The 25,757-nt window shown below is 70.8% G+C and carries 23 protein-coding genes and 1 pseudogene; 4 read left to right on the top strand and 20 right to left on the bottom strand.

The features are described 5' to 3' along the window. Positions 1-25 precede the first annotated feature (25 nt). Positions 26-1,402: an ATP-dependent RNA helicase DbpA gene (gene dbpA / locus PSEJ35_RS0106150; protein ID WP_028917024.1), complete on the top strand. Its 1,377-nt coding sequence runs from the start codon at positions 26-28 to the stop codon at positions 1,400-1,402. Positions 1,403-1,532: 130 nt separating this feature from the next. On the opposite strand, the gene PSEJ35_RS0106145 is transcribed toward dbpA, so the two are convergent. The 7 genes from PSEJ35_RS0106145 to PSEJ35_RS0106115 form a co-directional block, all read right to left on the bottom strand. Continuing rightward, entirely contained in the window at positions 1,533-2,063 is a 531-nt protein-coding gene (locus PSEJ35_RS0106145) for an adenine phosphoribosyltransferase (protein ID WP_028917023.1), read from the bottom strand. Between the two features lie 58 nt (positions 2,064-2,121). Continuing rightward, positions 2,122-3,693: a YdiU family protein gene (locus PSEJ35_RS0106140; protein ID WP_051412540.1), complete on the bottom strand. Its 1,572-nt coding sequence runs from the start codon at positions 3,691-3,693 to the stop codon at positions 2,122-2,124. Positions 3,694-3,782: 89 nt separating this feature from the next. Beyond that, positions 3,783-4,469, bottom strand: coding sequence for a glutathione S-transferase (locus PSEJ35_RS0106135; protein WP_028917021.1), 687 nt, complete (start codon positions 4,467-4,469; stop codon positions 3,783-3,785). A 121-nt stretch (positions 4,470-4,590) separates the two neighbouring features. Continuing rightward, positions 4,591-4,800 (bottom strand): cold-shock protein, encoded by a 210-nt coding sequence (locus tag PSEJ35_RS0106130; RefSeq protein ID WP_024867930.1) that lies wholly within the window; start codon positions 4,798-4,800, stop codon positions 4,591-4,593. Positions 4,801-5,016: 216 nt separating this feature from the next. Beyond that, a complete protein-coding gene (locus tag PSEJ35_RS0106125; protein ID WP_028917020.1) occupies positions 5,017-6,015 on the bottom strand; it encodes an LLM class flavin-dependent oxidoreductase in 999 nt (332 codons plus the stop codon). A gap of 13 nt (positions 6,016-6,028) precedes the next feature. After that, entirely contained in the window at positions 6,029-6,541 is a 513-nt protein-coding gene (locus PSEJ35_RS0106120; RefSeq protein ID WP_028917019.1) for a DUF1249 domain-containing protein, read from the bottom strand. Positions 6,542-6,641: 100 nt separating this feature from the next. Then, positions 6,642-7,463 (bottom strand): pyruvate, water dikinase regulatory protein, encoded by an 822-nt coding sequence (locus PSEJ35_RS0106115; protein ID WP_028917018.1) that lies wholly within the window; start codon positions 7,461-7,463, stop codon positions 6,642-6,644. A gap of 146 nt (positions 7,464-7,609) precedes the next feature. Here PSEJ35_RS0106115 and ppsA point away from each other — a divergent pair, with 146 nt between their 5' ends. After that, on the top strand, positions 7,610-9,982 hold the full coding sequence (gene ppsA, locus PSEJ35_RS0106110; RefSeq protein WP_028917017.1) for a phosphoenolpyruvate synthase: 2,373 nt from the start codon (positions 7,610-7,612) through the stop codon (positions 9,980-9,982). 667 nt (positions 9,983-10,649) lie between these two features. On the opposite strand, the gene orn is transcribed toward ppsA, so the two are convergent. Further along, positions 10,650-11,204, bottom strand: a complete 555-nt coding sequence (gene orn, locus PSEJ35_RS0106105) for an oligoribonuclease (protein WP_028917016.1) — start codon at positions 11,202-11,204, stop codon at positions 10,650-10,652. Between the two features lie 134 nt (positions 11,205-11,338). On the opposite strand from orn, the gene PSEJ35_RS0106100 reads away from it, so the two are divergent. Then, on the top strand, positions 11,339-11,794 hold the full coding sequence (locus tag PSEJ35_RS0106100) for a DUF2721 domain-containing protein (protein ID WP_028917015.1): 456 nt from the start codon (positions 11,339-11,341) through the stop codon (positions 11,792-11,794). 173 nt (positions 11,795-11,967) lie between these two features. Here the strand turns inward: PSEJ35_RS0106100 and tadA are convergent, their stop codons facing one another. From tadA to folD, 11 genes and pseudogenes are all read right to left on the bottom strand, one after another. Continuing rightward, positions 11,968-12,477, bottom strand: a complete 510-nt coding sequence (gene tadA, locus PSEJ35_RS17590) for a tRNA adenosine(34) deaminase TadA (protein WP_255326726.1) — start codon at positions 12,475-12,477, stop codon at positions 11,968-11,970. 78 nt (positions 12,478-12,555) lie between these two features. Next, positions 12,556-12,882 (bottom strand): annotated as a pseudogene (locus PSEJ35_RS17585) (GNAT family N-acetyltransferase); the annotation flags it as partial. Between the two features lie 110 nt (positions 12,883-12,992). Beyond that, on the bottom strand, positions 12,993-13,979 hold the full coding sequence (locus PSEJ35_RS0106090; protein ID WP_028917013.1) for an aldo/keto reductase: 987 nt from the start codon (positions 13,977-13,979) through the stop codon (positions 12,993-12,995). Positions 13,980-14,121: 142 nt separating this feature from the next. Beyond that, positions 14,122-14,307 (bottom strand): hypothetical protein, encoded by a 186-nt coding sequence (locus tag PSEJ35_RS16605; protein ID WP_028917012.1) that lies wholly within the window; start codon positions 14,305-14,307, stop codon positions 14,122-14,124. 343 nt (positions 14,308-14,650) lie between these two features. Then, on the bottom strand, positions 14,651-14,968 hold the full coding sequence (locus tag PSEJ35_RS0106080) for a hypothetical protein (protein ID WP_028917011.1): 318 nt from the start codon (positions 14,966-14,968) through the stop codon (positions 14,651-14,653). Between the two features lie 258 nt (positions 14,969-15,226). After that, complete coding sequence (locus PSEJ35_RS0106075; RefSeq protein ID WP_028917010.1) at positions 15,227-17,542, bottom strand: hypothetical protein; 2,316 nt, start codon at positions 17,540-17,542, stop codon at positions 15,227-15,229. Between the two features lie 135 nt (positions 17,543-17,677). Next, positions 17,678-18,514, bottom strand: coding sequence for a helix-turn-helix transcriptional regulator (locus tag PSEJ35_RS0106070; RefSeq protein ID WP_028917009.1), 837 nt, complete (start codon positions 18,512-18,514; stop codon positions 17,678-17,680). Between the two features lie 221 nt (positions 18,515-18,735). Further along, positions 18,736-18,900 carry a hypothetical protein gene (locus PSEJ35_RS17430; protein ID WP_198014157.1) on the bottom strand — a complete coding sequence of 55 codons (165 nt, stop codon included), beginning with the start codon at positions 18,898-18,900 and terminating at the stop codon, positions 18,736-18,738. Positions 18,901-18,905: 5 nt separating this feature from the next. Next, positions 18,906-20,474: a glutamine-hydrolyzing GMP synthase gene (guaA, locus tag PSEJ35_RS0106060; protein ID WP_028917008.1), complete on the bottom strand. Its 1,569-nt coding sequence runs from the start codon at positions 20,472-20,474 to the stop codon at positions 18,906-18,908. Positions 20,475-20,620: 146 nt separating this feature from the next. Beyond that, positions 20,621-22,081: an IMP dehydrogenase gene (gene guaB / locus PSEJ35_RS0106055; RefSeq protein WP_028917007.1), complete on the bottom strand. Its 1,461-nt coding sequence runs from the start codon at positions 22,079-22,081 to the stop codon at positions 20,621-20,623. 411 nt (positions 22,082-22,492) lie between these two features. Beyond that, entirely contained in the window at positions 22,493-23,356 is an 864-nt protein-coding gene (gene folD / locus PSEJ35_RS0106050) for a bifunctional methylenetetrahydrofolate dehydrogenase/methenyltetrahydrofolate cyclohydrolase FolD (RefSeq protein WP_051412539.1), read from the bottom strand. Positions 23,357-23,427: 71 nt separating this feature from the next. On the opposite strand from folD, the gene PSEJ35_RS0106045 reads away from it, so the two are divergent. Then, positions 23,428-23,721, top strand: a complete 294-nt coding sequence (locus tag PSEJ35_RS0106045) for a DUF1244 domain-containing protein (protein ID WP_028917005.1) — start codon at positions 23,428-23,430, stop codon at positions 23,719-23,721. Positions 23,722-23,868: 147 nt separating this feature from the next. Here the strand turns inward: PSEJ35_RS0106045 and PSEJ35_RS0106040 are convergent, their stop codons facing one another. Then, on the bottom strand, positions 23,869-25,716 hold the full coding sequence (locus PSEJ35_RS0106040) for a monovalent cation:proton antiporter-2 (CPA2) family protein (RefSeq protein WP_028917004.1): 1,848 nt from the start codon (positions 25,714-25,716) through the stop codon (positions 23,869-23,871). Positions 25,717-25,757 lie beyond the last annotated feature (41 nt).

The following is a 25,757-nucleotide window of genomic DNA, read 5'->3' as shown; positions in this document are numbered from 1 at the left end:
TGCACGCGACCTGCGACAATGGCGCATGACCGATTTCGCCTCGCTGCCCCTCTCCCCCGCCTTGCGCCCCGGCCTGGAAGCGCTGGGATATACCAGCGCCACGCCGGTCCAGGCCGCGTCGCTGCCGCCGATCCTCGAAGGCCGCGACCTGATCGCGCAGGCGCCCACCGGCAGCGGCAAGACCGCCGCGTTCGGGCTTGGCCTGCTGCAGCGCCTGGATCCGGCCGGATCGCGCTGCCAGGCGCTGGTGCTGTGCCCGACCCGGGAGCTGGCCGACCAGGTCGGCCGCCAGCTGCGCAGGCTGGCCACCGGCATTCCCAACCTCAAGCTGAGCATCCTCACCGGCGGCACCGCGCTGGAGCCGCAGGTCGCCTCGCTGCAGGCGCACGATCCGCAGGTGGTGGTCGGCACGCCTGGCCGCGTGCAGGAACTGGCGCGCAAGCGGGTCCTGCATCTGGGCGCGGTGCGCACCCTGGTCCTGGACGAGGCCGACCGGATGCTCGACATGGGCTTCGAGGAGGCGGTACGCGAGATTGCCAACCGCTGCCATGGCCAGCGCCAGAGCCTGCTGTTCTCCGCGACGTTCCCTGAGGAGATCCGCGCGTTGGCCCGCCAGCTGCTGCGCGATCCGGCCGAGGTGGCCGTCGACGGCGGCGAGTCCGCGCCGGATATCGAACAGCGCTTCTACGAGGTCGATCCGCAGTTCCGGCAGAAGGCGGTGGCGGGGCTGCTGCTGCGCCACCGGCCGGAGTCGGCGGTGGTGTTCTGCAATACGCGCAAGGAAGTGGACGAGGTGGCGGATTCGCTGCGCCAGTTCGGCTTTTCCGCGCTGGCCCTGCACGGCGACATGGAGCAGCGCGACCGCGACGAAGTCCTGCTGCAGCTGGCCAACCGCAGCTGCAATGTGCTGGTTGCCAGCGACGTGGCCGCGCGTGGCCTCGACGTGGAGGACCTGGCGGCGGTGGTCAACTACGAGCTGCCGACCGACGTGGACGCCTACCGCCACCGCATCGGCCGCACCGGTCGCGCCGGGCGCCGTGGCCTGGCCCTGAGCCTGGTGGCGCCGCGCGAGAACGCGCGCGCGGAGATGGTCGCCGCCGCGCAGGCGGTGGCACCGTCGCGCGAGAACGCGCCGCTGGCGACAGGCCGGCCCTCGCAGCCGGCGCAGGCCCCGATGACCACGCTGCGCATCGACGGCGGCAAGACCGACAAGCTGCGCCCCGGCGACATCCTCGGCGCGCTGACCGGTGAAGCCGGGCTGCCGGGTTCGGCGATCGGCAAGATCGTGATCGGCGCGACGCGGTCCTATGTGGCCGTCGCCAATGCGCAGGCCGGGCGTGCGCTCGCCCGCCTGGAGGCCGGGAAGATCAAAGGCCGCCGCTTCCGCGTGCGCAGGCTCTAGGCGCGGCGGGATCCCCTGCCCCCCGGGTGCGCTGCGCTTACCCGGGCTACGTCACCGCACCGGGCCCACCAGGTGGTAGCGGGACAGGGCCAAAGGCCGCTTCCGGGGCCGATGCTGTGCAACCGCCGGCTCAGTGCTTCAACAGCGCCAGCAGCGGCGCTTGCGCCGGCCAGCGGGCGCGTCCGCCCAGGGCTTCCAGTTCCATCAGCACGGCACCGCCGGCCAGCTGCACGCCCAGGCGCTGCAGCAGGCGCGCCGCGGCGGCCAAGGTGCCGCCGGTGGCGAGCACGTCGTCGACCAGCAGCACGCGTTCGCCGGGGCGCATGGCGTTGGCCTGCACCTGCAGGCGATCGCTGCCATATTCGAGCGCATAGGACTCCTCGAACAGTTCGCCGGGCAGCTTGCCCGGCTTGCGCAGCGGCACGAAGCCGGCGTCCAGTTCGCGCGCCAGCGCAGCGCCGAGGATGAAGCCGCGCGACTCCACCCCGGCCACGGCCTGGATCCCGGCTTCGCGCCATGGCGCCGCCAGGTCGGCCAGCATCGCGGCGAAGCCGGCGCGGTCGGCGAGCAGCGGCATCATGTCGCGGAACAGGATGCCCGGCGAAGGGAAATCGGGGACCTCGCGGATCAGCGAGGCCCAGGCAGGCGTGGTGTCGTCCATGGCGTGCGGATACCGGTGGCGGTGCCGGCGATGCTAGCGCCGTCGCGCCGGCCGTGTCTCAGGAGCTGCACGACAGCATCGAGCAGCCGGCGCGATGCCGCGCCCATTCCGGCCGGCGGCTGGCGTAGTGCGCGCGGCCCGCCTGGTCCTCGTATGGACGGCGCATGACCTCCAGCAGGTCGGTGATCCCCCGGGGCTCGCCCTGTTCGGCCCGGTCGATCGCTTCCTGCGCCAGCCAGTTGCGCAGCACGTAGCGCGGATTGGCCAGGCGCATGCGCTCGTGGCGCCGTGCCGGATCCAGTGGATCGGCGACCAGCCGTGCGGCGTAGCGCTGCAGCCAGTCGCGCAGGCCCACATCCACCCTCGCCCGAGCGGCCGGGTCGTAGAACGCGTCCTCGAACACGCCGACGTCCGGTGCGGCCGGATCCAGCTCCATCAGCTGGCGGAACGACAGGGTCATGTCCATCCGTCCGTCGTGCAGCAGCTCCAGCAGCTCCGCGTACAGGCGCAGGTCCTCGCCGGCGCATGCGGCCAGGCCCAGCTTGCGCGCGACCATGTCGCGCTCGGCTGCGGCCCAGGCGGCGTTGAAGCGGTCCAGTCCCGCTTCCAGCGGCGCAACGCCGTCGAACAGCGGCGCCAGGGCCTGGGCGAGCCGGGTGAGGTTCCAGTACGCGACCTGCGGCTGCCAGCCGAAGCGGTAGCGACCGCCGGCCGCGTCGGTGGTGTTCGGGGTCCAGTCCGGGTCGAAGTCCTCGATCCAGCCGTACGGGCCGTAGTCGATGGTCAGGCCCAGGATCGACATGTTGTCGGTGTTGAGCACGCCATGGACGAAGCCCACGCGCATCCATCCGGCGACCAGCCGCGCGGTGCCCTCGCACACGCGCGCGAACCACTCCGCGTCGCCGGCCGCGCCCTGCCCGGCCAGGTCCGGGAAATGATGGCGCTGCACATGATCGGCCAGCGTGCGCAGCAGCGCGGTGTCGCCCCGCGACGCAGGCAGCTGCCAGCTGCCGAAGCGCAGGAAGCTCGGCGCCATGCGGCACACCACCGCGCCCGGTTCGGGCTTCGGATGGCCGTCGTAGAACATGTCGCGCACCACGTCCTCGCCGGTGGCCACCAGCGACAGCGCCCGCGTGGTCGGCACGCCGAGGTGGTGCATCGCCTCGCTGCACAGGAACTCGCGGATCGAGGAGCGCAGCACCGCGCGGCCATCGGCGAAGCGCGAGTACGGCGTGCGCCCTGCCCCCTTGAGCTGCAGCTCCCAGCGCCGCCCGTCCGGCCCCAGCGCCTCGCCCAGCGAGATCGCGCGACCGTCGCCGAGCTGCCCGGCCCAGCTGCCAAACTGGTGGCCGCCGTAATTGGCCGCCCAGGGCTGCATGCCGGGCAGCAGCGCATTGCCGGCGAACACCCGGGCGAATGCCGGATGCGCGACGTCCGCTTCGCCGAAACCGACCAGCGCTGCCGCTTCGCGCGACCAGGCCAGCAGGCGCGGCGCCGCCACCGGCGTGGGATCGACCCGCGACCAGGCGGCCGTCACCTCGCGCAGGCGCGGCCCCGATTCCGGATCGCCGGGCAGGTCGCGCAGGAAGCTGTTGTCGAACTCGATGTGCATGGGATCGATGGCGCGCATGCGCGCGCGGCGTGGATGACGCCCGGGATGGATGCGCGCGGTGAACCTGATCGCGCGAACCCGGTGCGCGCAGCGGATGCGGCGCCCGCCTATCCGGTCGCCAGCTCGAACGGCCCGCCCTTCGCCAGCGCCCGCTGGTAGGCAGGGCGCGCATGGATGCGGTCCAGGAAGCCGGCCAGCTGCGGATAGGCATCCAGCCCGGCGCGCACCGCCGCCGCTTCGATCGGGAAGCTCATCTGGATGTCCGCCGCGGTGAAGCGCTCGCCGCCGAACCAGCCGCCGTTCCGGCGCAGCGCGTCTTCCATCCAGCCCAGGTGCAGCTTCACCTGCGGGCCGATGAAGCCGGACATCGCGCCGTCGACGATGCGCCTGGCGATGGGCCTGGCGAAGAACGGCATCGGCGCCGAGCGGATCTTCGCGAATACCAGGCTCAGCAGCATCGGCGGCATCGCCGAGCCTTCGGCGTAGTGCATCCAGTAGCGGTACTGCAGGCGTTCGGAGGAATCCACCGGCGTGGGCGTGGGCGAGAACGCGTGGGTGGTGTCGTAGCGCTCGACCAGGTACTCGAGGATCGCCCCGGATTCGGCCAGGGTGTGGCCGTCGTCCACCATCACCGGCGACTTGCCCAGTGGGTGCACCGCGCGCAGTTCCGGCGGCGCCAGCAAGGTCTTCGGATCGCGCGTATAGCGCACCAGCTGGTACGGCAGGCCGAGCTCTTCCAGCAGCCAGAGCACGCGCTGCGAGCGGGAGTTCTCGAGGTGGTGGACGGTGATCACGGGCGAGCCTCCGCGCGGTGGGGGGAGCCCCATCCTCGCATCCGGCCCCTGAAACGGAAAACGCCGGAGGCTTGCGCCCCCGGCGTTCCGTGGTGACCTGCCTTGCGGCGGGCCGGCGCGATTACAGCGCCTGCACCTGGTCGGCCTGCAGGCCCTTCTGGCCCTGCACGACGACGAAGGAAACCTTCTGGCCTTCCTGCAGCGACTTGAAGCCGGTGCCCTGGATCGAGCGGAAGTGCACGAACAGGTCGGCGCCGCTTTCCGGGGTGATGAAGCCGAAGCCCTTGGCGTCGTTGAACCACTTGACGGTGCCGGTCTGACGATCGGACATGATTGCTAACTCCTCAACTTAAGTAATGTAAAAGACACCGGTCCCGGGATTTCCGGTCCGTACTGGGTTGCAGGCGTTAGGCAAAGCGGATCGATGTAGACCGACCTTTGGGATCGGTTGTCACCAGGCCACGATTAACGGTGACCCATGCAAACACAGTGGGCGCACGATACCCGGATTCCCTCTGAATAGCGAGCCTCCCCCCGAACGGCCTGTTCAGCCGCCCCGGTTCCAGGCCTCGGCGGCGATCCGGTAGGACTCCAGCCGCGCCCCGTGGTCGTGGATGTTGGCGACCACCATCAGCTCGTCCGGCCGGTGCCGGGCGACGAAGGCTTCCAGGCCTCTGGCGACGGTTTCCGGGCTGCCGACCACGCTGCAGGCCAGCGCCCGCTCCACCCCGGCCTTCTCCTCCGGCGACCAGTAGGCCTCGATGTCGTCGATCGGCGGTGGGACCAGCCCCGGCCGCCCGCGGCGCAGGTTCACGAAGGCCTGCTGCGCGGTGGTGAACAGGCGGCGCGCCTCGGCGTCGGTGGCCGCGGCGATCACGTTCACCGCCAGGATCGCGTACGGCTGGCGCAGCCGCGCCGAAGGCCGGAAATCGCGGTGGTAGAGCATCAGCGCCTGGTCCATCGCATCCGGGGCGAAGTGCGAGGCGAAGGCGAACGGCAGGCCCAGCGTCGCGGCCAGCTGCGCGCCGAACAGGCTGGAGCCCAGGATCCATACCGGGACGTCCTGGCCCTCCCCCGGTACCGCGCGCACCACCTGCCCCGGCCGGGCCGGTTCGAAATAGCGCAACAGCTCCTGCACGTCCTGCGGGAAGCTGTCGGCGGCGTCGTAGTAGCGGCGCAGCGCCCGCGCGGTGGCCTGGTCGGTGCCGGGCGCGCGGCCCAGACCCAGGTCGATCCGGCCGGGGAACAGCGCGGCCAGGGTCCCGAACTGCTCGGCCACCTGCAGCGGCGAATGGTTGGGGAGCATGATCCCGCCGGCGCCCACGCGGATGCGCGAAGTCGCCGCGGCGACCTGGCCGATCAGCACTGCGGTGGCGGCGCTGGCGATGCCGGGCATGCCATGGTGCTCGGCCAGCCAGAAGCGGGTGTAGCCCAGCGCCTCGACGTGGCGGGCCAGGTCCAGGCTGTTGCGCAGCGCCGTGCCCACGTCGGAGCCCTCGCAGACGGGCGCGAGATCGAGGACGGAGAGCGGAACGCGCGGCGTCATGGACGTCCGGGACTTACTGGCGGGCCGGCTCGCGCTGGGGCGCCGGCGGACGGGCCACCTCCGCACCGGCCGGCAGCAGCGTGGCCACGCCATGGCCGCGCTCGGCCAGGTATTCCAGCCACTTGCCGAGGAAGGTGTTCATGCGCAGCCGGTGCCCGACCAGCTCGGCCGGCGGCGGGTACAGGCCCATCACGTCCTGCCAGCGGCGGCCCACGTAGCAGTGCGTGGTCTCGACCTGGCGCGCGTCGGTGTAGACGCGCAGGTAGGCCGAGGGGTCCGGTTCGCCGGTCAGCGGATCGCGCAGGTCGTAGGTCAGGCGCAGCTCGAGCGTATAGGGATGGCGCTCGAGCACGTCCAGGCGCACGTCCAGGCCGTCGCCGACGCTGGACAGCCAGCTGCCCTCGCCCAGCCGGGCCGGCGCGAACAGGCGCTGCATGCGCGCGTGGTTCTCCGCATACAGGCCCATCAGCCAGCCGAAGCGGCTGAGCCGTGGGATCCGCATGCCGGTGGGGGTGACCTGCTGCATGCGACCGATGCTACACGCTGCAGTGTGTACGCGGCAGGATTGACCGTCGCGCCCACCGGGCCTACCTTGGAGGAACCCTGCCGGAACGCCCGGCAGCGGTTCAGAACATCTCGCGCTGCAGGCCCAGGGTGGTCAGCACCTTGCTCGAGATCTCCTCGATCGAGGTGTGCGTGGTGCTGAGCGTGGGGATCCGCTCCATCTGGAACATGGTCTCGGCCGCCTGGACCTCGCGCTTGCAGGTCTCCAGCCTGGCGTAGTTCGAGTTCGGACGTCGCTCCTGGCGGATCTGCGCCAGCCGCTCCGGGTCGATGGTCAGGCCGAACAGCTTGCGGCGGTACGGCTTCAGCCGCGCCGGCAGGCGGTCGCTCTCCAGGTCCGAATCAGTCAGCGGGTAGTTGGCTGCGCGGATGCCGTAGTGCAGCGCCAGGTAGACGCAGGTCGGGGTCTTGCCGGCGCGCGACACGCCGACCAGGATCACGTCGGCCTCGTCGTAGCTGACCGCGATGCCGTCGTCATGGGTCAGCGCGTAGTTCATCGCGTTGATGCGGCGATGGTAGGTCTCGAAGTCGACGATGCCGTGGGCGTGGCCGACGCGCGGCTGCCGCGGCTCGTTGAGCTCGCGTTCCAGCGGCTCGATGAAGGGTTCGAACACGTCCAGCATCAGCGCCCCGCTCTCGGCCAGGATCGCGCTCAGCTGCGGGTCCACGCAGGTGTTCACCACGATCGGGCGGGTGCTGTGCTCGAGGCCGGCGGCGACGATGCGATCGCGCGCCTCGCGCGCCTTGTCGGGCTCGTCGACGAACGAAATCCGGTCGGTCAGGAAGCGGAAGCCGCTGAACTGGGTCAGCAGGCTGTGGCCGATGGTTTCGGCGGTGATACCGGTACCATCGGACACGTAGAACACGGGGCGGATGCTGGACATGTAAGCGTTTTCCCGGGACGAACACGAAACCGCCGGCACTTTCAAGATTTGTATGCCGCGATGCTGGGGTGCATCATAACGGTTCCACATATCTCGGGACGGCGGCCATTGCCCGGCCGGGCGGTGGCTCCAATGGAGCATCGCACTTGAACCAGAACATCCTGTGGTTGCACGAACTGCGCTTGGCCGACCTGGCACGCGTTGGCGGCAAGAATTCCTCTCTCGGTGAGATGATCGGCCACCTGGCCGGTCTCGGCGTGTCCGTTCCCGGCGGCTTCGCCACCACCGCGGAAGCCTTCAAGGCCTTCATCGCCCACAACAACCTGCACCAGCGCATCTACGACCGCCTGGCCACCCTGGACGTCGAGGACGTGCCGGCGCTGACCGCGGCCGGCGGCGAGATCCGCGGCTGGGTGATCGATGCGCCGCTGCAGCCCGAGCTGGACGCCGACATCCGCACCGCCTACGCGCAGCTGTGCGCCCAGAACGGCGGCAGCGACATCGCCGTCGCCGTGCGCTCCTCCGCCACCGCCGAGGACCTGCCGGACGCCTCGTTCGCCGGCCAGCAGGAAACCTTCCTCAACGTGACCGGTGCCGACGACGTCGTGCACAAGGTCAAGGAGGTGTTCGCCTCGCTGTACAACGACCGCGCCATCGCCTACCGCGTGCACCACGGCTTCAAGCACGAGGACGTGTTCTTGTCCGCCGGCGTGCAGCTGATGGTGCGTTCGGACGTGGGCGCCTCGGGCGTGCTGTTCACCCTGGATACCGAGTCGGGGTTCCGCGACGTGGTCTTCGTGACCTCCAGCTACGGCCTGGGCGAGATGGTCGTGCAGGGCGCGGTGAACCCGGACGAGTTCTACGTCTACAAGCCCACGCTCAAGGCCGGCAAGCCGGCGATCCTGCGCCGCACCCTCGGCAGCAAGGCGATCCGCATGGTCTATTCGGACAAGCCCGGCGAGCGCGTGCGCACCGAGGACACCCCGGCCGAGCTGCGCCGCCAGTTCTCCATCTCCGATGCCGATGTGCAGGAGCTGGCCAAGCAGGCGCTGGTCATCGAGCAGCACTACGGCCGCCCGATGGACATCGAGTGGGCGAAGGACGGCATCACCGGCAAGCTGTTCATCGTCCAGGCCCGCCCGGAGACGGTGAAGTCCCGCGGCCAGGCCACCCAGATCGAGCGCTTCGCCCTGGAGAAGCGCGGCGAGGTCATCGCCGAAGGCCGCGCCATCGGCCAGAAGATCGGCAGCGGCGTGGCCCGCGTGGTCCGCTCGCTGGACGACATGAACCGCGTGCAGCCTGGCGACGTGCTGGTCGCCGACATGACCGACCCGGACTGGGAACCGGTGATGAAGCGCGCCAGCGCGATCGTCACCAACCGCGGCGGCCGCACCTGCCACGCGGCGATCATCGCCCGCGAACTGGGCGTGCCGGCGGTGGTCGGCACCCACGATGCGCTGGACCGCATCGCCGACGGCCAGGAAGTGACGGTCAGCTGCGCCGAGGGCGACACCGGCTACATCTACGCCGGCGCCCTGTCCTTCGAGCGCACCACCACCGACCTGGGCAACATGCCGCCGGCGCCGCTGAAGATCATGATGAACGTCGCCAACCCGGAGCGCGCGTTCGACTTCGGCCAGCTGCCCAACGCCGGCATCGGCCTGGCGCGCCTGGAGATGATCATCGCCTCGCACATCGGCGTGCATCCGAAGGCGCTGCTCGAGTACGACCGCCAGGATGCGGACACGAAAAAGAAGATCGACGCCAAGATCGCCGGTTACGGCGACCCGGTGAGCTTCTACGTCGACCGCCTGGCCGAGGGCATCGCCACCCTCACCGCCTCGGTCGCGCCGAACCCGGTGATCGTGCGCCTGTCGGACTTCAAGTCCAACGAGTACGCCAACCTGATCGGCGGCCACCGCTACGAGCCGGAGGAAGAGAACCCGATGATCGGCTTCCGCGGCGCCAGCCGCTACGTCGATCCGTCGTTCGCCGATGCCTTCGCGCTGGAGTGCAAGGCGGTGCTGCGCGTGCGCAACGAGATGGGCCTGGAGAACCTCTGGGTGATGATCCCGTTCGTGCGCACCCTCGAGGAAGGCCGCAAGGTGGTCGAGGTGCTCGCCGCCAACGGCCTGCGCCAGGGCGAGAACGGCCTGAAGATCATCATGATGTGCGAGGTCCCGTCCAACGCGCTGCTGGCGGACGAGTTCCTCGAGATCTTCGACGGCTTCTCGATCGGCTCCAACGACCTGACCCAGCTGACCCTGGGGCTGGACCGCGACTCTTCGATCGTCGCCCACCTGTTCGACGAGCGGAACCCGGCGGTCAAGAAGCTGCTGTCGATGGCGATCAAGGCTGCCCGCGCCAAGGGCAAGTACGTGGGCATCTGCGGCCAGGGCCCGTCGGACCATCCGGACCTGGCGGAGTGGCTCATGCAGGAAGGCATCGAGTCGGTGTCGCTGAACCCGGACACCGTGGTCGACACCTGGCTGCGCCTGGCCAAGCTCAAGGCCAGCTGAGGCCCGCAGCAGTCGCTGCGAACACGAAGGCCCGCCGCAAGGCGGGCCTTTCGTTTTGCCAGAACGGCGCCGAGGCTACTGCGTACGCTGGCATCCGGCGCGTCGCCGCACGCCGCGCCGGGAATGAACCAAGGCGCTGGCGGAGTCTGGCGCGTCGCCACGCGTAAGCCACATCACCGCATCGCATGCCGACCTGCGGGAAAAGATGTTGGGGCCCGGTGGTCTTCCGGTGGTCAGCTCCGGACGGAGCCGCGGCAGCGCAGGGGTATCCCGCATCGCGCGGTTCCGCCGTCCATGGCTCCAACGCGCGACCGCAGCCCATCCATGACCTGCTTGCGGGATACCCCCGCGCTACCGCGTCTTCGGGTACGTTCCGGTCGTGGCTTCGTTCGTGTTCCCCCTCTCCGGGGGGAGAGGGCTAGACGCGTTTCTTGTAGAGCGGGGCTTGCCCCGCTGCTTTTCGCCGGCGCAGGGACATCGGGCGTGGGAGCCGGGCAAGCCCGGCTCTACAGGGTGCAGGCCTCTCCCGGACAGAGGGGCTTGGGCGCGCATTCGTAGCCCGGGTAAGCGAAGCGCCCCGGGGCACGGGAACGATGTGGACATCCGGCCCAGGCGTGGCGGGCCGCGCGTCCCGGACGCGGCTTCGGCTCCAGCTGCGGACGCGAGATCAGTCCAGCGCCAGCCGCGCCATGTGGCGGCGGTAGTGGCGCAGCTCCTCGATCGAGTCGTGCACGTCGCTCAGCGCGGTGTGCGAGGACTGCTTGTGCACGCCGGCCAGCACGTCCGGGGCCCAGCGCCGGGCCAGTTCCTTGAGGGTGCTGACGTCGAGGTTGCGGTAGTGGAAGTACTGCTCCAGGCGCGGCATCAGGCGGTGCAGGAAGCGGCGGTCCTGGCAGATCGAGTTGCCGCACATCGGCGAGGCCTTGGCCGGTACCCACTGGTTGAGGAAGGCGACGGTGCGCGCTTCGGCCTGGGCGATGGTCACGTCGCTGTCGAGCACACGCTGCCACAGGCCGGACTTGCGGTGCTGGTTGCGGTTCCATTCGTCCATCGCTTCGAGCGTGGCCAGCGGATGGGCGATGGCCAGCTCGGGGCCTTCGGCCAGGACCTGCAGCTGCGAGTCGGTGACCACGGTGGCGATCTCCAGGATGGAGTCGTTGTCCGTGTCCAGCCCGGTCATCTCCAGGTCGATCCAGATCAGGCGGTCCTGCCCTTGGGCGATGGCCATGCGTGCGCGTTCCCTTTGTGCCGCCCCGCGCGGGGTGCGGTTTCCAGTGCAAGTGTGTCCCGGCGCCGGCGCTTCGCTGCCCCTGCGCGGGCTGGCATGATAGCGCAGTCATCCGCACGCGCCGCCCGATGGAAACCTCCGCCGACATCCATGCCGTGCTCGCCGCGATGCTGGCGCCGGCGTTCTTCCTCACCGCCACCGCTTCGCTGCTGCTGTCGGCCAACAACCGCCTGGCGCGGATCATCGACCGGACGCGCACGCTGCTGCGCGAGCTCACCGCGATCGAGGACAGGCAGGAGCGCGACCTCTACGAGAAGCGCATCGCCCTGCAGCGCCGGCGCAGCCTGACCATCCTGCGGGCGGGCCAGCTGCTGTACGGGGCGATCAGCTGCTTCGTGGGCACGAGCCTGGCGGTGTCGATCGACACCTTCACCGGCCACCAGCTGGGCACGGCGCCGATCTGGCTGGCCTCGATCGGGGTGCTGTCGATGTTCGCGGCCAGCCTGCTGCTGGCCCGCGAGTCGACCCTGGCGGTCACCGCGATCAACGAGGAAATGGACCACCGCCCTTCCCGCCCGGGGTGATTACTCCCCTCTCCCGCCGGGAGAGGGGCCGTTCGTGCTCTTCGCGCGGCGCGCGCAGCCGGGCGTCCGGCGAGTAGCGGGCAAGCGGAGCGGCCCCCGGGTACGGGATGTCGCGGGCGGCCGACATGGGCTGCGGACAGGGTCCCCGGATGCGACCTTCGGCCTTGTCCGGGCTACAGCGGCGGCTTGCCGCGCTTGGCGCGGAAGTAGTTGGTCAGCCTGCGCCCGGCCTCCTCGCCCAGTACCCCGCCCTGCACCGCCACGCGATGGTTGTGGCGGGGATCGGCCGGCAGGTCGAACACGCTGCCGCAGGCGCCGGTCTTGGGGTCGCTCGCACCGTAGACCACGCGGGCGACCCGCGCGTGGACCATGGCCATGGCGCACATCGCGCACGGTTCGAGGGTCACGTACAGGGTGCAGCCCACCAGGCGGTGGTTGCCCAGGCGGGCGCCGGCCTGGCGCATGGCCACGATCTCGGCATGCGCGCTGGGGTCGTGGTCGGTGATGTTGCGGTTCCAGCCTTCGCCGATGACCTCGCCTTCGGGCGAGACCAGCACCGCGCCGACCGGGATTTCGTCGTCTTCCTTCTCGGCGCGTTCGGCCAGGGCCAGGGCGTGGCGCATGAAGCGCTCGTCCGCGACCGGGTCCACCGCCACCGCGGTCGACGCCTCGCGCGCGTCCAGCAGCTTCCAGAACACGCGGGTGGCGCCGAGGCCGCCCAGCGGCTTGTAGGCGTACTCGGGGATGTCGCCGGCGACGTGGTAGCCCAGGCGCCGGTAGAAGCCGGTGGCGCCCTCGACCAGCGACGCATCCAGAGTGATCAGGCGGCGGCCATGGTCGCGCGCCAGCCGTTCCAGCCCGGCCACCAGCTGCGCGCCGATGCCCGATCCGCGCAGCGAACGGACAGTCATCACCTTGGTCAGTTCGGCGCGGTGCGGCTGGCTGGGCGCGGTGACCAGCGCCAGGGAGCCGGTGCCGACCAGCCTGTCACCCTGCCAGGCGCAGAGGATGAAGCGCTCGCCACGCGCGGCCGCCTGCAGGCACGCGTCCCAGAAGGCGCGTGCGTCATCCAGGGACAGCGGATGCATGAAGCCCACCGAACCATTGCCGGCCACGGTCTCGACCAGCAGGTGCGCCAGTGCGTCGCGGTCGGCCCCTTCGGCGGGGACGATACGGAGGGAGGAAACTTCGACGTTCATTACCAGCGCTGGTGGACGTGCGGCCTGATGTCCTGTGCGTAGATGCGTGCCACCGCGTCCATCGTCTCCGGCGGCAGCGGCGGCAGGTCGGCCGCGGCGATGTTGGCCCGGGCCTGCTGCGGGTTGCGTGCGCCGGGGATCACCACGGTCACCGCCTCGTCCATCAGGATCCAGCGCAGCGCGAGCTGGGCCAGCGTGGCGCCTTCGGGCACCAGCGGGCGCAGCTTCTCCACCGCGGCCAGGCCGACCTCGTAGGGCACGCCGGCGAAGGTTTCGCCCACGTCGAAGGCTTGGCCGTGGCGGTTGAACTGGCGGTGATCGTCGGCCTCGAAACGGGTGTCGGGGCGGAACTTGCCGCTGAGCAGGCCGCTGGCCAGCGGCACGCGCACGACCACCGCCACGTTGCGCCGCTGCGCCTCGCGGAAGAACAGTTCCGCCGGACGGTGGCGGAACATGTTGTAGATGACCTGGACGCTCACCACGCCCGGGTATTCGATGGCCTTCAGGCCTTCCTCGACGCGCTCGACGCTGACGCCGTAGTGGGCGATCTTGCCGCGCTCGACCAGCCGCTCCATCCGTTCGAACACTTCCGGGTGGTAGTAGGCGTCGGTCGGCGGGCAATGCAGCTGGACCAGGTCCAGGCGATCGACGTCGAGATTGGCCAGGCTGCGGTCGATCCAGGCCTCGAGGTTCTCCGCGCTGTAGCCTTCCACGGTCTGCTTCGGCAGGCGCCTTCCGGCCTTGGTGGCCACGAACGGACGCGGGCCGCCCCGCTCGCGCAGCACGCGCGCGATCAGGCGCTCGGAATGGCCGTCGCCGTAGACGTCCGCGGTGTCGATGAAATCCAGGCCCGCGTCGAGCGCGGCATGCAACGCGGCGACCGACTCGGTGTCGTCGATCTTGCCCCAGGCCGCGCCGATGGCCCAGGCCCCGAAACCGATCTCGCCCACCTGGCGACCGGTACGGCCAAATGTCCTGGTTCGCATGCTCGCTCCTGGCGCGATGGTCGAAGGGATCCGCGACGCCGCAGGCCTTCGCGGGTTGCCATTATCAACCATCGGGCTCCAGGACGCGCCGCGCGCGCCGCCCCCTGCCCTGGGGCCGCCAGGGCCAGGCCTGGCGGCCGGCTCAGTCCGCCGGCTCTAGCATCAGGCCGTAGGGACGGGTGGCGGTGCGCTGCCTGTAGAACACCCGGTCGCGGTCGTGCGGCAGGCGGGCCACCGGCTGCCGCGCCGCATCGGCGAGCACCAGCGAGCCGTCGCGCGGATCGACGAACCAGGCGTACATCTCGCCCTCCAGCTCCAGTTCCGCCACGCAGTCGGGGCGATATCCAGGGTATACCCGCCCAGGACCGGGGCGTCGAACAGGGTCAGGGGGCAGACCACGCCGCCTTCGGTGTCCTCCCACAGGACCCAGGCGCCGGCCATCGCGGTCGCGTAGGGCTCGGGCGCGTCGGCGATGCCATCATCCGTCGGGTCCTCCGTGGAGGCCGTGGCCGCTGGCGGCGAGGCGCTCGTGGCAGCGTGTGGTATCGCGGATGGGCCGGCAGCAGGGACAGTTCCTTCCCGGCCCGCCTGCTCGCAGCCATGCAGGAGCAGCGCGACCAGCAGCGCCGCGCCCAGTCGCAGTGCATGGCGCGCAGCCCGATGCGCGGCCATCAGGGCACCGCCACCGTGGCCGAGTACGCGGGGAACGCCGCCGGATCTTCGACGCGGGTGTCCTCCGGGCCGATCAGGGTGCGGCCGGCTGGCACCAGGCCGAAGCGCAGCGTGGCCGTGCCCGCACCGTCGGCCTCGTAGTGGAAGATCGCCAGATCGGTGCCGTCCGGGCCGGCGCCGGGCAGCAGGTCCAGGCCGTGGAACACGAAAGGCGCGGAGTCGGCGTCGTCGGTGCCGGCCACCCACAGCCGGTTGTCGCGCGAGCGGTACGGCAGGCGCACGGTGAGCGTGTGCCCTTCCAGCTGGTGGCTGCCCACTGGCAGCGCATCCTGCGCCTGTCCCGCGGGTCCCTGTTCCCGAGTCTGCGGCTTGTTCCCGGGCTGGCCGGAACAGGCCACCAGCGCGGCCACCACCGCTACGAGCCAGATCCTTCCAAGGCGTCCGGACATCGATCCCCCCGCGCTTCCTCCGCGAGCCTTCAATCCTGCGGCAGAGCCAGGCGGCTGTCTTGAACGAAGCGGACATCGGCGGCGCCCGGTGGCCCCCTGCCGGGGGCAGACCGGGCGCACGACGCACTAGGGCCCGCCCGGCTTCACCACCAGCCGCAACACCGGCGTGGGCGTGGGCTGGGGTGCCGAGGCGGGTTTCGCCTCCACCCCGGCCTTGGCCGCCTCCACCCGCCGCCGGCGCTCTTCCGCCGCATTGACCGCCGCCTGCAGGCGCGGCGTGAACTCCTGGGCGAGCATGCCGCTGATCACCACGTCGCCGGACTCCGGATGCTGCTGGCGCAGTTCGCGGGCGCGCCCGACCGTCTGCGCGCACAGCTTGCCCACCTCGTCCACGCAGGTCGAATCCACGCAGCGGCCGCTCCACACACCGCGCAGCGTCTCCGCCCAGCGCTCGCCGTCGCGGTTGCGCCGCGACTCCTCGACGATGGCCTCACCCTTGCTGCGCGCCGCCTGCCACACCGCGGTCACATCGTGCACCGACTCCGCGTTCTCCATCTTCTTCGTCTTCGCCAGCGTCGCCTGGGTCAGCTCGGCGATCGCCTTGCGGCAGGTGTCGTCCAGGCATTTTCCGGCGAGGTTGGACTCGAACAGCTTGGCGTAACCCACCTGCTCGGATTCGAACTGCGACTGCGCACCGGCCGGCGTGTAGCGGTAACGACGCTCGCAGATCGTCTGTTCGTGGCAGCCGAAGCTCGCGCCGCCCGGCGGCAGCTCGATCGTCAGTTCGGGGAAGGTGACGGTCCAGTCCCAGTGCCCGCCCCACACCGCCAGGTCGACGAACACGCGCGCGGTCAGCCCCGGGGCGATGAAGAAGCTGGCGCCGTACACCGGCTCCTTCACCGCGAACGAGGCCGCCTTGCTGTCCGGACTGATCCTCAGCGCGATGGGCTGGCCGTGGACGACGGCATGGCGGCGGTTATTGTCGTAGAGGTCTTCCAGCACCAGGCCCAGCTGCTTGCCGCGCAAGCCGATCTCCACCGCCGGGAACACCTGCCCGCCGACCACGCCGAAGTTGCCGTGGCCGCCGATCAGGTCGAAATCGTCGAAGGTGTGGACGAACGACAGGTCCTTGCCGCCCGGCGTCGGCGACGTGAACTGCCCGCCCGCGAAGGGCTTCGGCAGCGCCGCGGTGAAGTCCTTGTCCAGTCCGATGCTGAAGCGGTGGGTGCCCACGCCGGGCAGCCGCGCGCCAATGCCGGCGTTGGCGTGGACTTCGGCGACCAGCTCCTTGCCGTCGAACAGCTTCGAGGCGGGCATGCCGGCGGCGGCGTATTCCTGCTTGCTGGCGTTGACCGGCTCCAGCACCGGCTTCAGTTCGTCCTTGCCCGGCGTGCCCGGCGTATAGGTGTAGGTGCCGGCAAAGGCGATGGGGAAGCGCCGTCCCATGCCGTAGCCGAAGCCGGCGAACAGCTCGACGTAGTAGGTCTCGCGACAGCCGACGAAGCACCAGTCGATGCTGGTCTCCATGCGCTGCTTCCACTGGTAGTCCTGGGCGAGGGTGAAGCCGGTGACGAAGACAAAGCGCTCCAGCTCGAAGCTGCGCGGCGCACCGCTCGCCTCCTGCATGCCCGGTGCCGGCTGCTTCGAACCGGAACCGGTCGCGCGGGTCGCGGGGACGTTGGCCAGCTCCTCCACGCACACTTCGGCCTGGTTGGCCAGTTCGGCGGCGAGCTGTTCGTCGGGCAGGCTGCGCAGCCGGGCCAGCTCGACTTCGTCCGTGCGTCCGCGCAGGCCGGCGACCTTGCCCTGCCCGCTGCGCAGCGCGGCGATGCCGGCGTCGATCTGGCCGCGGATCTTCTCCTGTTCGCGGGCGCGGTTGGCCAGCGCTTCGGCCCGCCGCTTCGGGTCGGCGATGTAACGCGGATTGCCGCGCTGCGCGAACGCTGCCGCCGGATCCGCGCCCAGCCGTTCGAAACAGGCGATGCCGGCCTTGGCCAGCTGGGCGCGGCCGTTGCCGCTGCAAGCGCCGGGCTTGAGCCGGTAGCCGAGCGCGCTGCGCACCACCACCCCGCCCTGCTTCACCTCCACCGCCTCCAGCGCGTCCTCGCGCACCTCGACCAGCGCCGGCATCCGCCGCAGATGTCCGGCGAGGCTCGCCAGCGAGCGCGGGTTGTCGAGGATCGGGCGGAAGTCCACCTTCGAGGCGCCGATCTTCACCGTCGGGGTGGTCTTCAGGCTTGCGGCCTGGATGCGACGCACCTCGCCCAGCGTCGCCAGCGCCTCGCCGTAGTCCTGCGCACGCACCAGTGCCTGCGTGGCCGGGACCTGGGGCCGGATCTCGGCCGGCGTGCGCAGGGGCGCGAGCGGCACGTCCTGCGCGGTGGCGGGCATGGCCAGGAGCAGCAGGAACAGGCAGGCGGATACCTGGAGCAGGCGCGGCATGGGCACGGGTCCTCGCGGAAGCTGGAAGGCAGGCGTGCCAGCCCGTCGCGGGGCCGTCCCCGCCGGAGCGGACCGGCGGGCGCAGAGGATCGTCGCGGCCCGGGCCGCTGTATTGAACGAAACGGACCTGCCGGCTCAGCTCAGCAGCGACAGCGGCCGGGAGGCGCCGGCCTGGCGGCGCCCGGCCAGGGTGTAGGCAGCGACGTTCTGGCGCTGGCGCATGAACGCCACCGGCATCCAGCCGACGAAGCGGCGGAAGTCACGGGTCAGGTGCGCCTGGTCGGCGAACAGGCCCAGCGCCTGCTCCATCGCCGTCGCGCCGCGGCTGGCCATGCTGGCCGCGACGCGCAGGGCGCGGTACTTCATCGCCAGGGTCTTGGACGAGGCGCCGTAGTGCTCCAGGGTCAGCCGGCGCAGGTGGCGGCTGCCGACGTCCAGCGACGCAGCCAGCGTATCCAGCGACAGGTCCGGCGAGAACTCCAGCCAGTGGTCGGTCGCCGCCAATGGGTGCGCGGCGGCGCCCGGGCGCATGCGCAGCATGAGGAAACGCTCGAGGGTGCGGATGCGGGTGGCCTGATCGCGGTCGGCGGCCAGCATGTCGCACAGCCGCTCCACCGCCTGCTCTCCCCACAGCCCGGCGCCATCGAAGAGCTGGTCGGCGAAGTCCTGTGCCGGCGCGCCCAGCAGCGCGTTCCAGCCCGCGGGCAGCAGGCCAAGGCACAGCATCTCCAGGCCCGGCTCCAGTTCGATGCGGTACGCCTCGCTGGTCGGCCCGACCAGGGCGACACGCGGCGCGGGTCGCGCGGGCGCGTCGCCGAAGCCGTAGCGGCTGTGGCCGGCCAGGCGCACATGCAGGTTCGGCAGCATCGCCAGCAGCACTTCGGTCGCAGGTGCCTGCACCTCGGCCACGAAGGCGTGCACGGTCACCAACGACCGCAACGGCGCCGACGGCAACTGGTAATCCAGGCGCATGCCGATTCCCCTTCATGCCGCGCTGGCGACTGCCGTGCGCGGTTCCGACCCGTGGCACGCACGGCTGCGCGTGCCTGGGGCGAGTCTATCGGATCGTCGGATGCCCGGCAGTGGCCGGACGGCACTTCCGCACCGGCCAGCACGATCTCATGCCGGAGACGCGGTGCGGGCCCTGCCGCACGCCTCACGCGCCAGCCGCCAGCCGGCGGCGGAGGTGCGGGTCAGTCCCGCGGCTCAGGGGGCCGACCGTCGCGCGTCGCGCCGCGGGCCGCCTTGGCCTGCCTGTCCTTGTCGTAGTGCCACTTGATGGCGAAGAACATGCCCACGCCGAGCACGCCGAGCTTGAACACGATGAAGACGATCGGGAACCAGTCGACTGACGCCACGGCGATCACTCCCACTCGATCGTCGCCGGCGGCTTGCCGGAGATGTCGTAGACCACGCGGGACACGCCGCGCAGCTCGTTGATGATCCGGTTGGAGACCTTGCCGAGGAAGTCGTACGGCAGGTGCGCCCAGTGCGCGGTCATGAAGTCGATCGTTTCCACCGCGCGCAGCGCGATCACCCACTCGTAGGCGCGCGCGTCGCCGACCACGCCCACCGACTTCACCGGCAGGAATACGGCGAAGGCCTGCGAGGTCCTGTCGTACAGGCCGGCCTTGCGCAGCTCGTCGATGAAGATCGCATCGGCGCGGGCCAGCAGCTCGGCGTACTCCGGCTTGACCTCGCCGAGGATGCGCACGCCCAGGCCCGGGCCCGGGAACGGGTGGCGGTAGACCATTTCGCGCGGCAGGCCCAGCTCCACGCCCAGGCGTCGCACCTCGTCCTTGAACAGCTCGCGCAGCGGTTCGACCAGGCCCAGCTTCATGTGCTCGGGCAGGCCGCCGACGTTGTGGTGGCTCTTGATGACGTGGGCCTTGCCGGTCTTGCTGCCGGCCGACTCGATGACGTCCGGGTAGATCGTGCCCTGCGCCAGCCACCTGGCGTTCTTCAGCTTCGAGGACTCTTCCTCGAAGATCTCGACGAACAGGTTGCCGATGATCTTGCGCTTGGCTTCCGGGTCGGCCACGCCCTCCAGCGCCTTGAAGTAGCGCTCGGCGGCATCGACGCGGATCACCTTGACGCCCAGGTGCTCGGCGAAGGTCGCCATCACCTGGTCGCCTTCCTGCCAGCGCAGCAGGCCGGTGTCGACGAACACGCAGGTCAGCTGGTCGCCGATGGCCTTGTGCAGCAGGGCCGCGACCACCGAGGAATCCACGCCGCCGGACAGCCCCAGGATCACCTCGTCGGAACCGACCTGCTCGCGCACGCGGCGGATCTGGTCCTCGATGATGTGCTCGGCGGTCCACAGGGTCTGGCAGCCGCAGATGTCGACCACGAAGCGGCGCAGCAGCGCGGTGCCCTGCTTGGTATGGGTGACCTCGGGGTGGAACTGCACGCCGTACCAGCGGCGGCGGTCGTCGGCGAAGGCCGCGACCGGGATGCGATCGGTCTTCGCGGTGATGGTGAAGCCCGGCGGCGCGACCGAGACGTGGTCGCCATGGCTCATCCACACGTCCAGCCGCGGCGGCGAACCCGGGTGGTCCTTCAGGCCCTCGAACAGGCGGTCGGCCGCGACCAGCGACACTTCCGCGTGGCCGAACTCGCGCTGGTCGGCCGCCTCGGTGGCGCCGCCCAGCTGCACGGCCATGGTCTGCATGCCGTAGCAGATGCCGAGGATCGGCAGCCCGGAATCGAACACTTCCTGCGGCGCGCGCGGCGAGCCGGCCTCGGTGGTCGACTCGGGGCCGCCGGAGAGGATGATGCCCTTGGGCGCGAACGCGGCGATCTCGGCCGGGTCGTGGTCCCAGGCCCAGATCTCGCAGTAGACGCCGAGTTCGCGGATGCGGCGGGCGATCAGCTGGGTGTACTGCGCGCCGAAGTCGAGGATGAGGATCTTGTCGCTGTGGATGTCGGTCATCGGCGGCCGGCGCTCGGCGGTCCTGTCTGGTTGCGTGGTGGTGGCCATCCGTGGCGAGGTGGATGCGGGCTCCGGGGAACCCTGCCCGGCCATCAATGGCCGGGCGTTCGCGGACGCGCGAGGCAGCGCCTCGCGAACGCGTCCGCTCACCCCATCCGGTAGTTCGGCGGTTCCTTGGTGATCTGCACGTCGTGGACGTGGCTCTCGCGCTGGCCGGCGCCGGTGATCACCACGAACTTCGGCCGGGTGCGCATCTCCTCGATGGTCGCGCAGCCAACATAGCCCATGGTGGCGCGCAGGCCGCCGATGAGCTGGTGGATCACGCCCGACAGCGGACCGCGCACCGGGACGCGGCCTTCGATGCCTTCCGGCACCAGCTTGTCGGCGTCGGAGGCATCCTGGAAGTAGCGGTCCTTGGACCCCTTCTCCATCGCGCCCAGCGAGCCCATGCCGCGGTAGCTCTTGTAGCTGCGGCCCTGGAACAGCTCGATCTCGCCCGGCGATTCCTCGGTGCCGGCGAACAGGCCGCCGATCATCACGGTGGAGGCGCCGGCGGCGATGGCCTTGCCGATGTCGCCCGAGTAGCGGATGCCGCCGTCGGCGATCAGCGGGATGCGGTCCTGCAGGGCCTCGGCGACCATGTCGATCGCGGTGATCTGCGGCACGCCGACGCCGGCGACGACGCGGGTGGTGCAGATCGAACCGGGGCCCACGCCGACCTTCACCGCGTCGGCGCCGGCGTCGTACAGCGCCAGCGCGGCTTCGCCGGTGACGATGTTGCCGCCGATCACCTGCACCTGCGGGAAGTTCTTCTTGACCCAGGCGACGCGGTCGACGACCGCCTGCGAGTGGCCATGCGCGGTGTCGACCACGATAACGTCGACGCCGGCGGCGACCAGGGCCTCGACGCGCTGCTCGGTGTCGCCGGCCACGCCGACCGCGGCACCGACCAGCAGGCGCGCCGACGAATCCTTCGACGCGTTCGGGTTGTCGGTCTTCTTCTGGATGTCCTTGACCGTGATCATGCCGCGCAGCGCGTAGTCGTCGTTGACGACCAGCACCTTCTCGATGCGGTGCTTGTGCAGCAGCCGCAGGACTTCCTCGTCCTGGGTGCCTTCCTTCACCGTGACCAGCCTGTCCTTCTTGGTCATGATGTGGCGGACCGGATCGTCCAGCTCGGTCTCGAAGCGCATGTCGCGGCGGGTGACGATGCCGGCCAGCTGGCCGGCTTCGTCGACCACCGGCACGCCGGAGATGTTGCGGGCGCGGGTCAGCGCCAGCACTTCGCGGATGGTGGTGTCGGGCTTGACCGTGATCGGGTCGCGGATCACGCCGGACTCGAACTTCTTGACCTTGGCCACTTCCGCGGCCTGCTGCTCGACGGTCAGGTTCTTGTGCAGGATGCCGATGCCGCCGAGCTGGGCCATGGCCACGGCCAGGCGGGCTTCGGTGACCGTGTCCATCGCCGCCGAGACGATCGGCAGGTTGATGCGCAGGTCGCGGGTGAGACGCGTGCCGAGGTCGACATCCTTCGGCAGCACGGTGGAGTGGGCGGGGACGAGGGAGACGTCGTCGTAGGTCAGCGCTTCGGCCTGGATGCGTAGCATCGGCATACCCGGGTGTGGGGAAGCGCGCCATTATACCCCTGAACGGGATGCCGACGCCTGCCCTGCGGATGGCACCCAGCGTTCCGGATGGCGGGCGCGGAAGTCCGGGGGCGCCGGCACCCGCGGCCATTCGCGACGTCGCGGAAGCGCGTCTGGCGTCGGAAAACGGGCCCGCGGGGCGTGGCGGGATCCTGGACGTCGTCCCAAAGGGGGCTGGCGCAAGCAGGCCATGGTTGGCCTGCGGTCGACTGTCGGAGCCATGGACGGCGGAGCCGGCCGATGCGCCAGAGCTCCTTGAGGCGGCGGCCCCTTCCGAAGCGTGCGCCCGCCCTCGTCGTTGTCCTTGCCGCGACTACCCGGCACCAGGCGCCGGAGGCGGCGCCGGACGGCTGGAAGGAACGGCGGGCGCGATCAGCCCCGCTCCTGCGCCTCGACCGCCTCGATCGTGTTCTGCATCAGCGTGGCCACGGTCATCGGGCCGACCCCGCCAGGGACCGGGGTGATCCAGCTGGCGCGTTCGGCGGCGGCCGCGTAGCCGACGTCGCCGACCAGGCGGCCGTCCTCCAGGCGGTTGATGCCCACGTCGATCACAACCGCGCCCGGCTTGACCCATTCGCCCGGGACGATCCCCGGACGGCCCACGGCCACCACCAGGATGTCGGCGTTGCGCACCGACTGCTCCAGCACCTCGGCCGGGGTGAACTTGTGGCAGCTGGTCACCGTGCAGCCGGCGATCAGCAGTTCCAGGCCCATCGGCCGGCCCACGTGGTTGCTCACGCCCACCACGGTGGCGTTGCGGCCGCGGACCGGGCGGTCGGTATGGGCCAGCAGGGTCATGATCCCGCGCGGGGTGCACGGGCGCAGGCCGAACTGGCGCAGGGCCAGGTGGCCGACGTTGGACGGGTGGAAGCCGTCCACGTCCTTGCGCGGGTCGATCCGCTCGATCAGGCGGCTGGCGTCGGCGATGCCCGGCAGCGGCAGCTGCACCAGGATGCCGTGGATCTTCGGATCGGCGTTGAGCCGGTCGATCAGCGCCAGCAGCTCGGCCTCGCTGGTGCCGGCGGGCAGGTCGTAGTCGAAGGCCTCGATGCCGACCTTCTCCGCGGCGCGGCGCTTGTTGCGCACGTACACCGCCGAGGCCGGGTCGTCGCCCACCAGGACCACGGCCAGGCCCGGGCGGGCGCGGCCGGCGGCGATCCGGGCGTCCACCCGCACCTTGAGTTCGTCGAGCAGGGCGTCGGCGACGCGGCGGCCATCGAGGATGCGGGCAGTCATGGGGATGCTTACGGCTGGTGGGGCGGAATCGGCACATTGTCCCCGATTCGGCAACGGCGAGGTAGGCAGCGATGGATACCGTGCAACTGGAGGCGGCCGCGTTCCGGCGCCTGCTGCGCCACCTCAACCAGGAACGGCCCGACGTGCAGAACATCGACCTGATGATCCTGGCCGGGTTCTGCCGCAACTGCCTGGCCGACTGGTACCGCGAGGCCGCGGTCGAAGCCGGGCTGGACATGGACAAGGAACAGGCCCGCCAGGCCGTCTACGGCATGCCCTTCGCCGAGTGGAAGGCCCGCCACCAGCGCGAGGCCACGCCCGAGCAGCTGGCCGCGTTCGAGGCCGCGCGCCAGCGCCACGGCTGAGCGCGGCGACGCAGGTGGGCGGCCTGCTGGCTGCCCTGCCCCGGCCGCCCGGGAACGTCGCGCTGGACCACGACCACGACGAACCTCCCGATGCGCCCGACTACGGCGAGGCGCTGACGGCGACACGCGTCGACGGTGCCCCCGCACTCAACCGGCAGCGTCGCCCCCTGCGGGCGGCGCCGGGTCCCCGGCCGCCGTGTCCAGCCGCTTCGAGGAACGCCGCGGCGTGGTGAACGGCGTCGGCGTGGCCGGCGGGGTGTTGCCGATGATCAGCGGGCGCCCGGCGCGCACGTCGCCGGCGGCGACCTCCAGGGCGAAGCGCTCGGCATCCAGCCGCCGCACCTCCTCGGTCACCGCCGCCGCCTCCGCAGGCGACACGTCCAGCGCCTCCAGCGCGGCCTGGCCGAAGCGCACCGCCGACTCGAAGGTCTCGCGGATCTGGTAGTCCACGTCCAGCGCGACCAGCTCCAGCGCGTGTTCGCGGTCGAAGGCGCGGACCAGCACCTTGGCCTGCGGGAACAGCCGGCCGCACATCTCCGCGATCTGGGTGGCCGCGGCGCGGTCGTCGACGCAGATCGCGATCAGCCGGGCGTTGCCGGCGCCGGAGGCGCGCATCACGTCGGCGCGGCGGCCGTCGCCGTAATAGACCTTGAAGCCGAACTCGCCGGCCGAGGTGATCATCTCGATGTCGGTGTCGATGATGGTCACGTCCACGTCGCGCGCCAGCAGCGCCTGGCTCATCACCTGGCCGAAGCGGCCGAAGCCGACGATCAGCACGCTGCCGGTCAGGCCTTCGGCGACCTCCACGCCGTCCAGCGAGGGCGGACGGTCGCAATGGGTGGCGCGCCGCACCAGCAGCACCACCAGCGGGGTCAGCGCCATCGACAGCACCACGATGGCGGTCAGGTTCGCGTTCGTCGCGCCGTCGATGACCCCGGCCGCCTGCGCCGCCGAGAACAGCACGAAGGCGAACTCGCCGCCCTGCGCCATCAGCACCGCGCGGTCCAGCGCTTCCGGATGCGGGCTGCGGGTGATCCGCGCCACCACGTAGATGCACGCGGCCTTGCCCAGCATCATCGCCAGCACGCCGGACAGGATCAGCGGCCAGTTGGCCGCGACCACCGCCAGGTCCAGGGCCATGCCCACGCCGAGGAAGAACAGGCCCAGCAGCAGCCCGCGGAACGGCTCGATGTCCGCCTCCAGCTGGTGGCGGAAGGTGGAACCGGACAGCAGCACACCGGCAAGGAAGGCGCCCATCGCCATCGACAGGCCGCCCAGGTCCATCAGCAGGGCCGCACCGAGCACCACCAGCAGCGCCGCCGCGGTCATCACTTCCCGCGCCTTGGCCGCGGCCAGCAGCCGGAACAGCGGGTTGAGCAGCCACACGCCGGCGACCACCAGCCCCGCCAGCGCCGCGATCGCGGTGAGGATCCCCAGGCCGCGGCCGCCACCGTCGATCTGCGGCAGCGGCGACATGAACGCCACCAGCGCCAGCAGCGGCACGATCAGCAGGTCCTCGAACAGCAGGATCGAGACGATCTTCTGCCCGCGCGGCAGGGCGATATCGCCGCGCTCGGAGAGCAGCTGCATCACCACCGCGGTGGAGGTCAGCACGAAACCCGCCGCGCCGATGAACGCACTGCGCAGGTCCAGCCCACCGAGCATCGCCACCCCGGTGAGCACCACGGTGCACAGCCCGATCTGCAACGCGCCCAGCCCGAAGATCTGCCGGCGCAGGCTCCACAGGTACTGGGGCCTCATCTCCAGGCCGACCACGAACAGGAACATCACCACGCCCAGTTCGGCCACGTGCAGGATCGCCTGCGGGTCGCCGAACCAGTTGAAGCCGAACGGGCCGATCAGCAGGCCCGCGCACAGGTAGCCCAGCACCGAGCCGAGGCCGAGCCGGCGGAAGATCGGGACCATGACGACCGCCGCGCCCAGCAGCGCGACGACATGGAGCAGCTCGCTCCCGGTGGGGCCTTCAGCCGCCATGCACTCCTCCTGCAGGCCGGCCCTGGGCCGGCGATGTCACT

The sequence above is a fragment of the Pseudoxanthomonas sp. J35 genome (genome assembly GCF_000513995.1).
Lineage (GTDB): Bacteria > Pseudomonadota > Gammaproteobacteria > Xanthomonadales > Xanthomonadaceae > Pseudoxanthomonas.
Note: the sequence above shows the minus strand (reverse complement) of the source record. Positions and strands in the feature narration are given on the sequence as shown.

What these genes read in the sequence shown, in the direction of transcription:
- dbpA (WP_028917024.1), top strand. Translation starts at nt 26, where the DNA reads ATGACCGATTTCGCCTCGCTGCCCCTCTCCCCCGCCTTGCGCCCCGGC.
- PSEJ35_RS0106145 (WP_028917023.1), bottom strand. Translation starts at nt 2,063, where the DNA reads ATGGACGACACCACGCCTGCCTGGGCCTCGCTGATCCGCGAGGTCCCC.
- PSEJ35_RS0106140 (WP_051412540.1), bottom strand. Translation starts at nt 3,693, where the DNA reads ATGCGCGCCATCGATCCCATGCACATCGAGTTCGACAACAGCTTCCTG.
- PSEJ35_RS0106130 (WP_024867930.1), bottom strand. Translation starts at nt 4,800, where the DNA reads ATGTCCGATCGTCAGACCGGCACCGTCAAGTGGTTCAACGACGCCAAG.
- PSEJ35_RS0106125 (WP_028917020.1), bottom strand. Translation starts at nt 6,015, where the DNA reads ATGACGCCGCGCGTTCCGCTCTCCGTCCTCGATCTCGCGCCCGTCTGC.
- PSEJ35_RS0106120 (WP_028917019.1), bottom strand. Translation starts at nt 6,541, where the DNA reads ATGCAGCAGGTCACCCCCACCGGCATGCGGATCCCACGGCTCAGCCGC.
- PSEJ35_RS0106115 (WP_028917018.1), bottom strand. Translation starts at nt 7,463, where the DNA reads ATGTCCAGCATCCGCCCCGTGTTCTACGTGTCCGATGGTACCGGTATC.
- PSEJ35_RS0106100 (WP_028917015.1), top strand. Translation starts at nt 11,339, where the DNA reads ATGGAAACCTCCGCCGACATCCATGCCGTGCTCGCCGCGATGCTGGCG.
- PSEJ35_RS0106090 (WP_028917013.1), bottom strand. Translation starts at nt 13,979, where the DNA reads ATGCGAACCAGGACATTTGGCCGTACCGGTCGCCAGGTGGGCGAGATC.
- PSEJ35_RS0106075 (WP_028917010.1), bottom strand. Translation starts at nt 17,542, where the DNA reads ATGCCGCGCCTGCTCCAGGTATCCGCCTGCCTGTTCCTGCTGCTCCTG.
- PSEJ35_RS0106070 (WP_028917009.1), bottom strand. Translation starts at nt 18,514, where the DNA reads ATGCGCCTGGATTACCAGTTGCCGTCGGCGCCGTTGCGGTCGTTGGTG.
- guaA (WP_028917008.1), bottom strand. Translation starts at nt 20,474, where the DNA reads ATGACCGACATCCACAGCGACAAGATCCTCATCCTCGACTTCGGCGCG.
- guaB (WP_028917007.1), bottom strand. Translation starts at nt 22,081, where the DNA reads ATGCTACGCATCCAGGCCGAAGCGCTGACCTACGACGACGTCTCCCTC.
- folD (WP_051412539.1), bottom strand. Translation starts at nt 23,356, where the DNA reads ATGACTGCCCGCATCCTCGATGGCCGCCGCGTCGCCGACGCCCTGCTC.
- PSEJ35_RS0106045 (WP_028917005.1), top strand. Translation starts at nt 23,428, where the DNA reads ATGGATACCGTGCAACTGGAGGCGGCCGCGTTCCGGCGCCTGCTGCGC.
- PSEJ35_RS0106040 (WP_028917004.1), bottom strand. Translation starts at nt 25,716, where the DNA reads ATGGCGGCTGAAGGCCCCACCGGGAGCGAGCTGCTCCATGTCGTCGCG.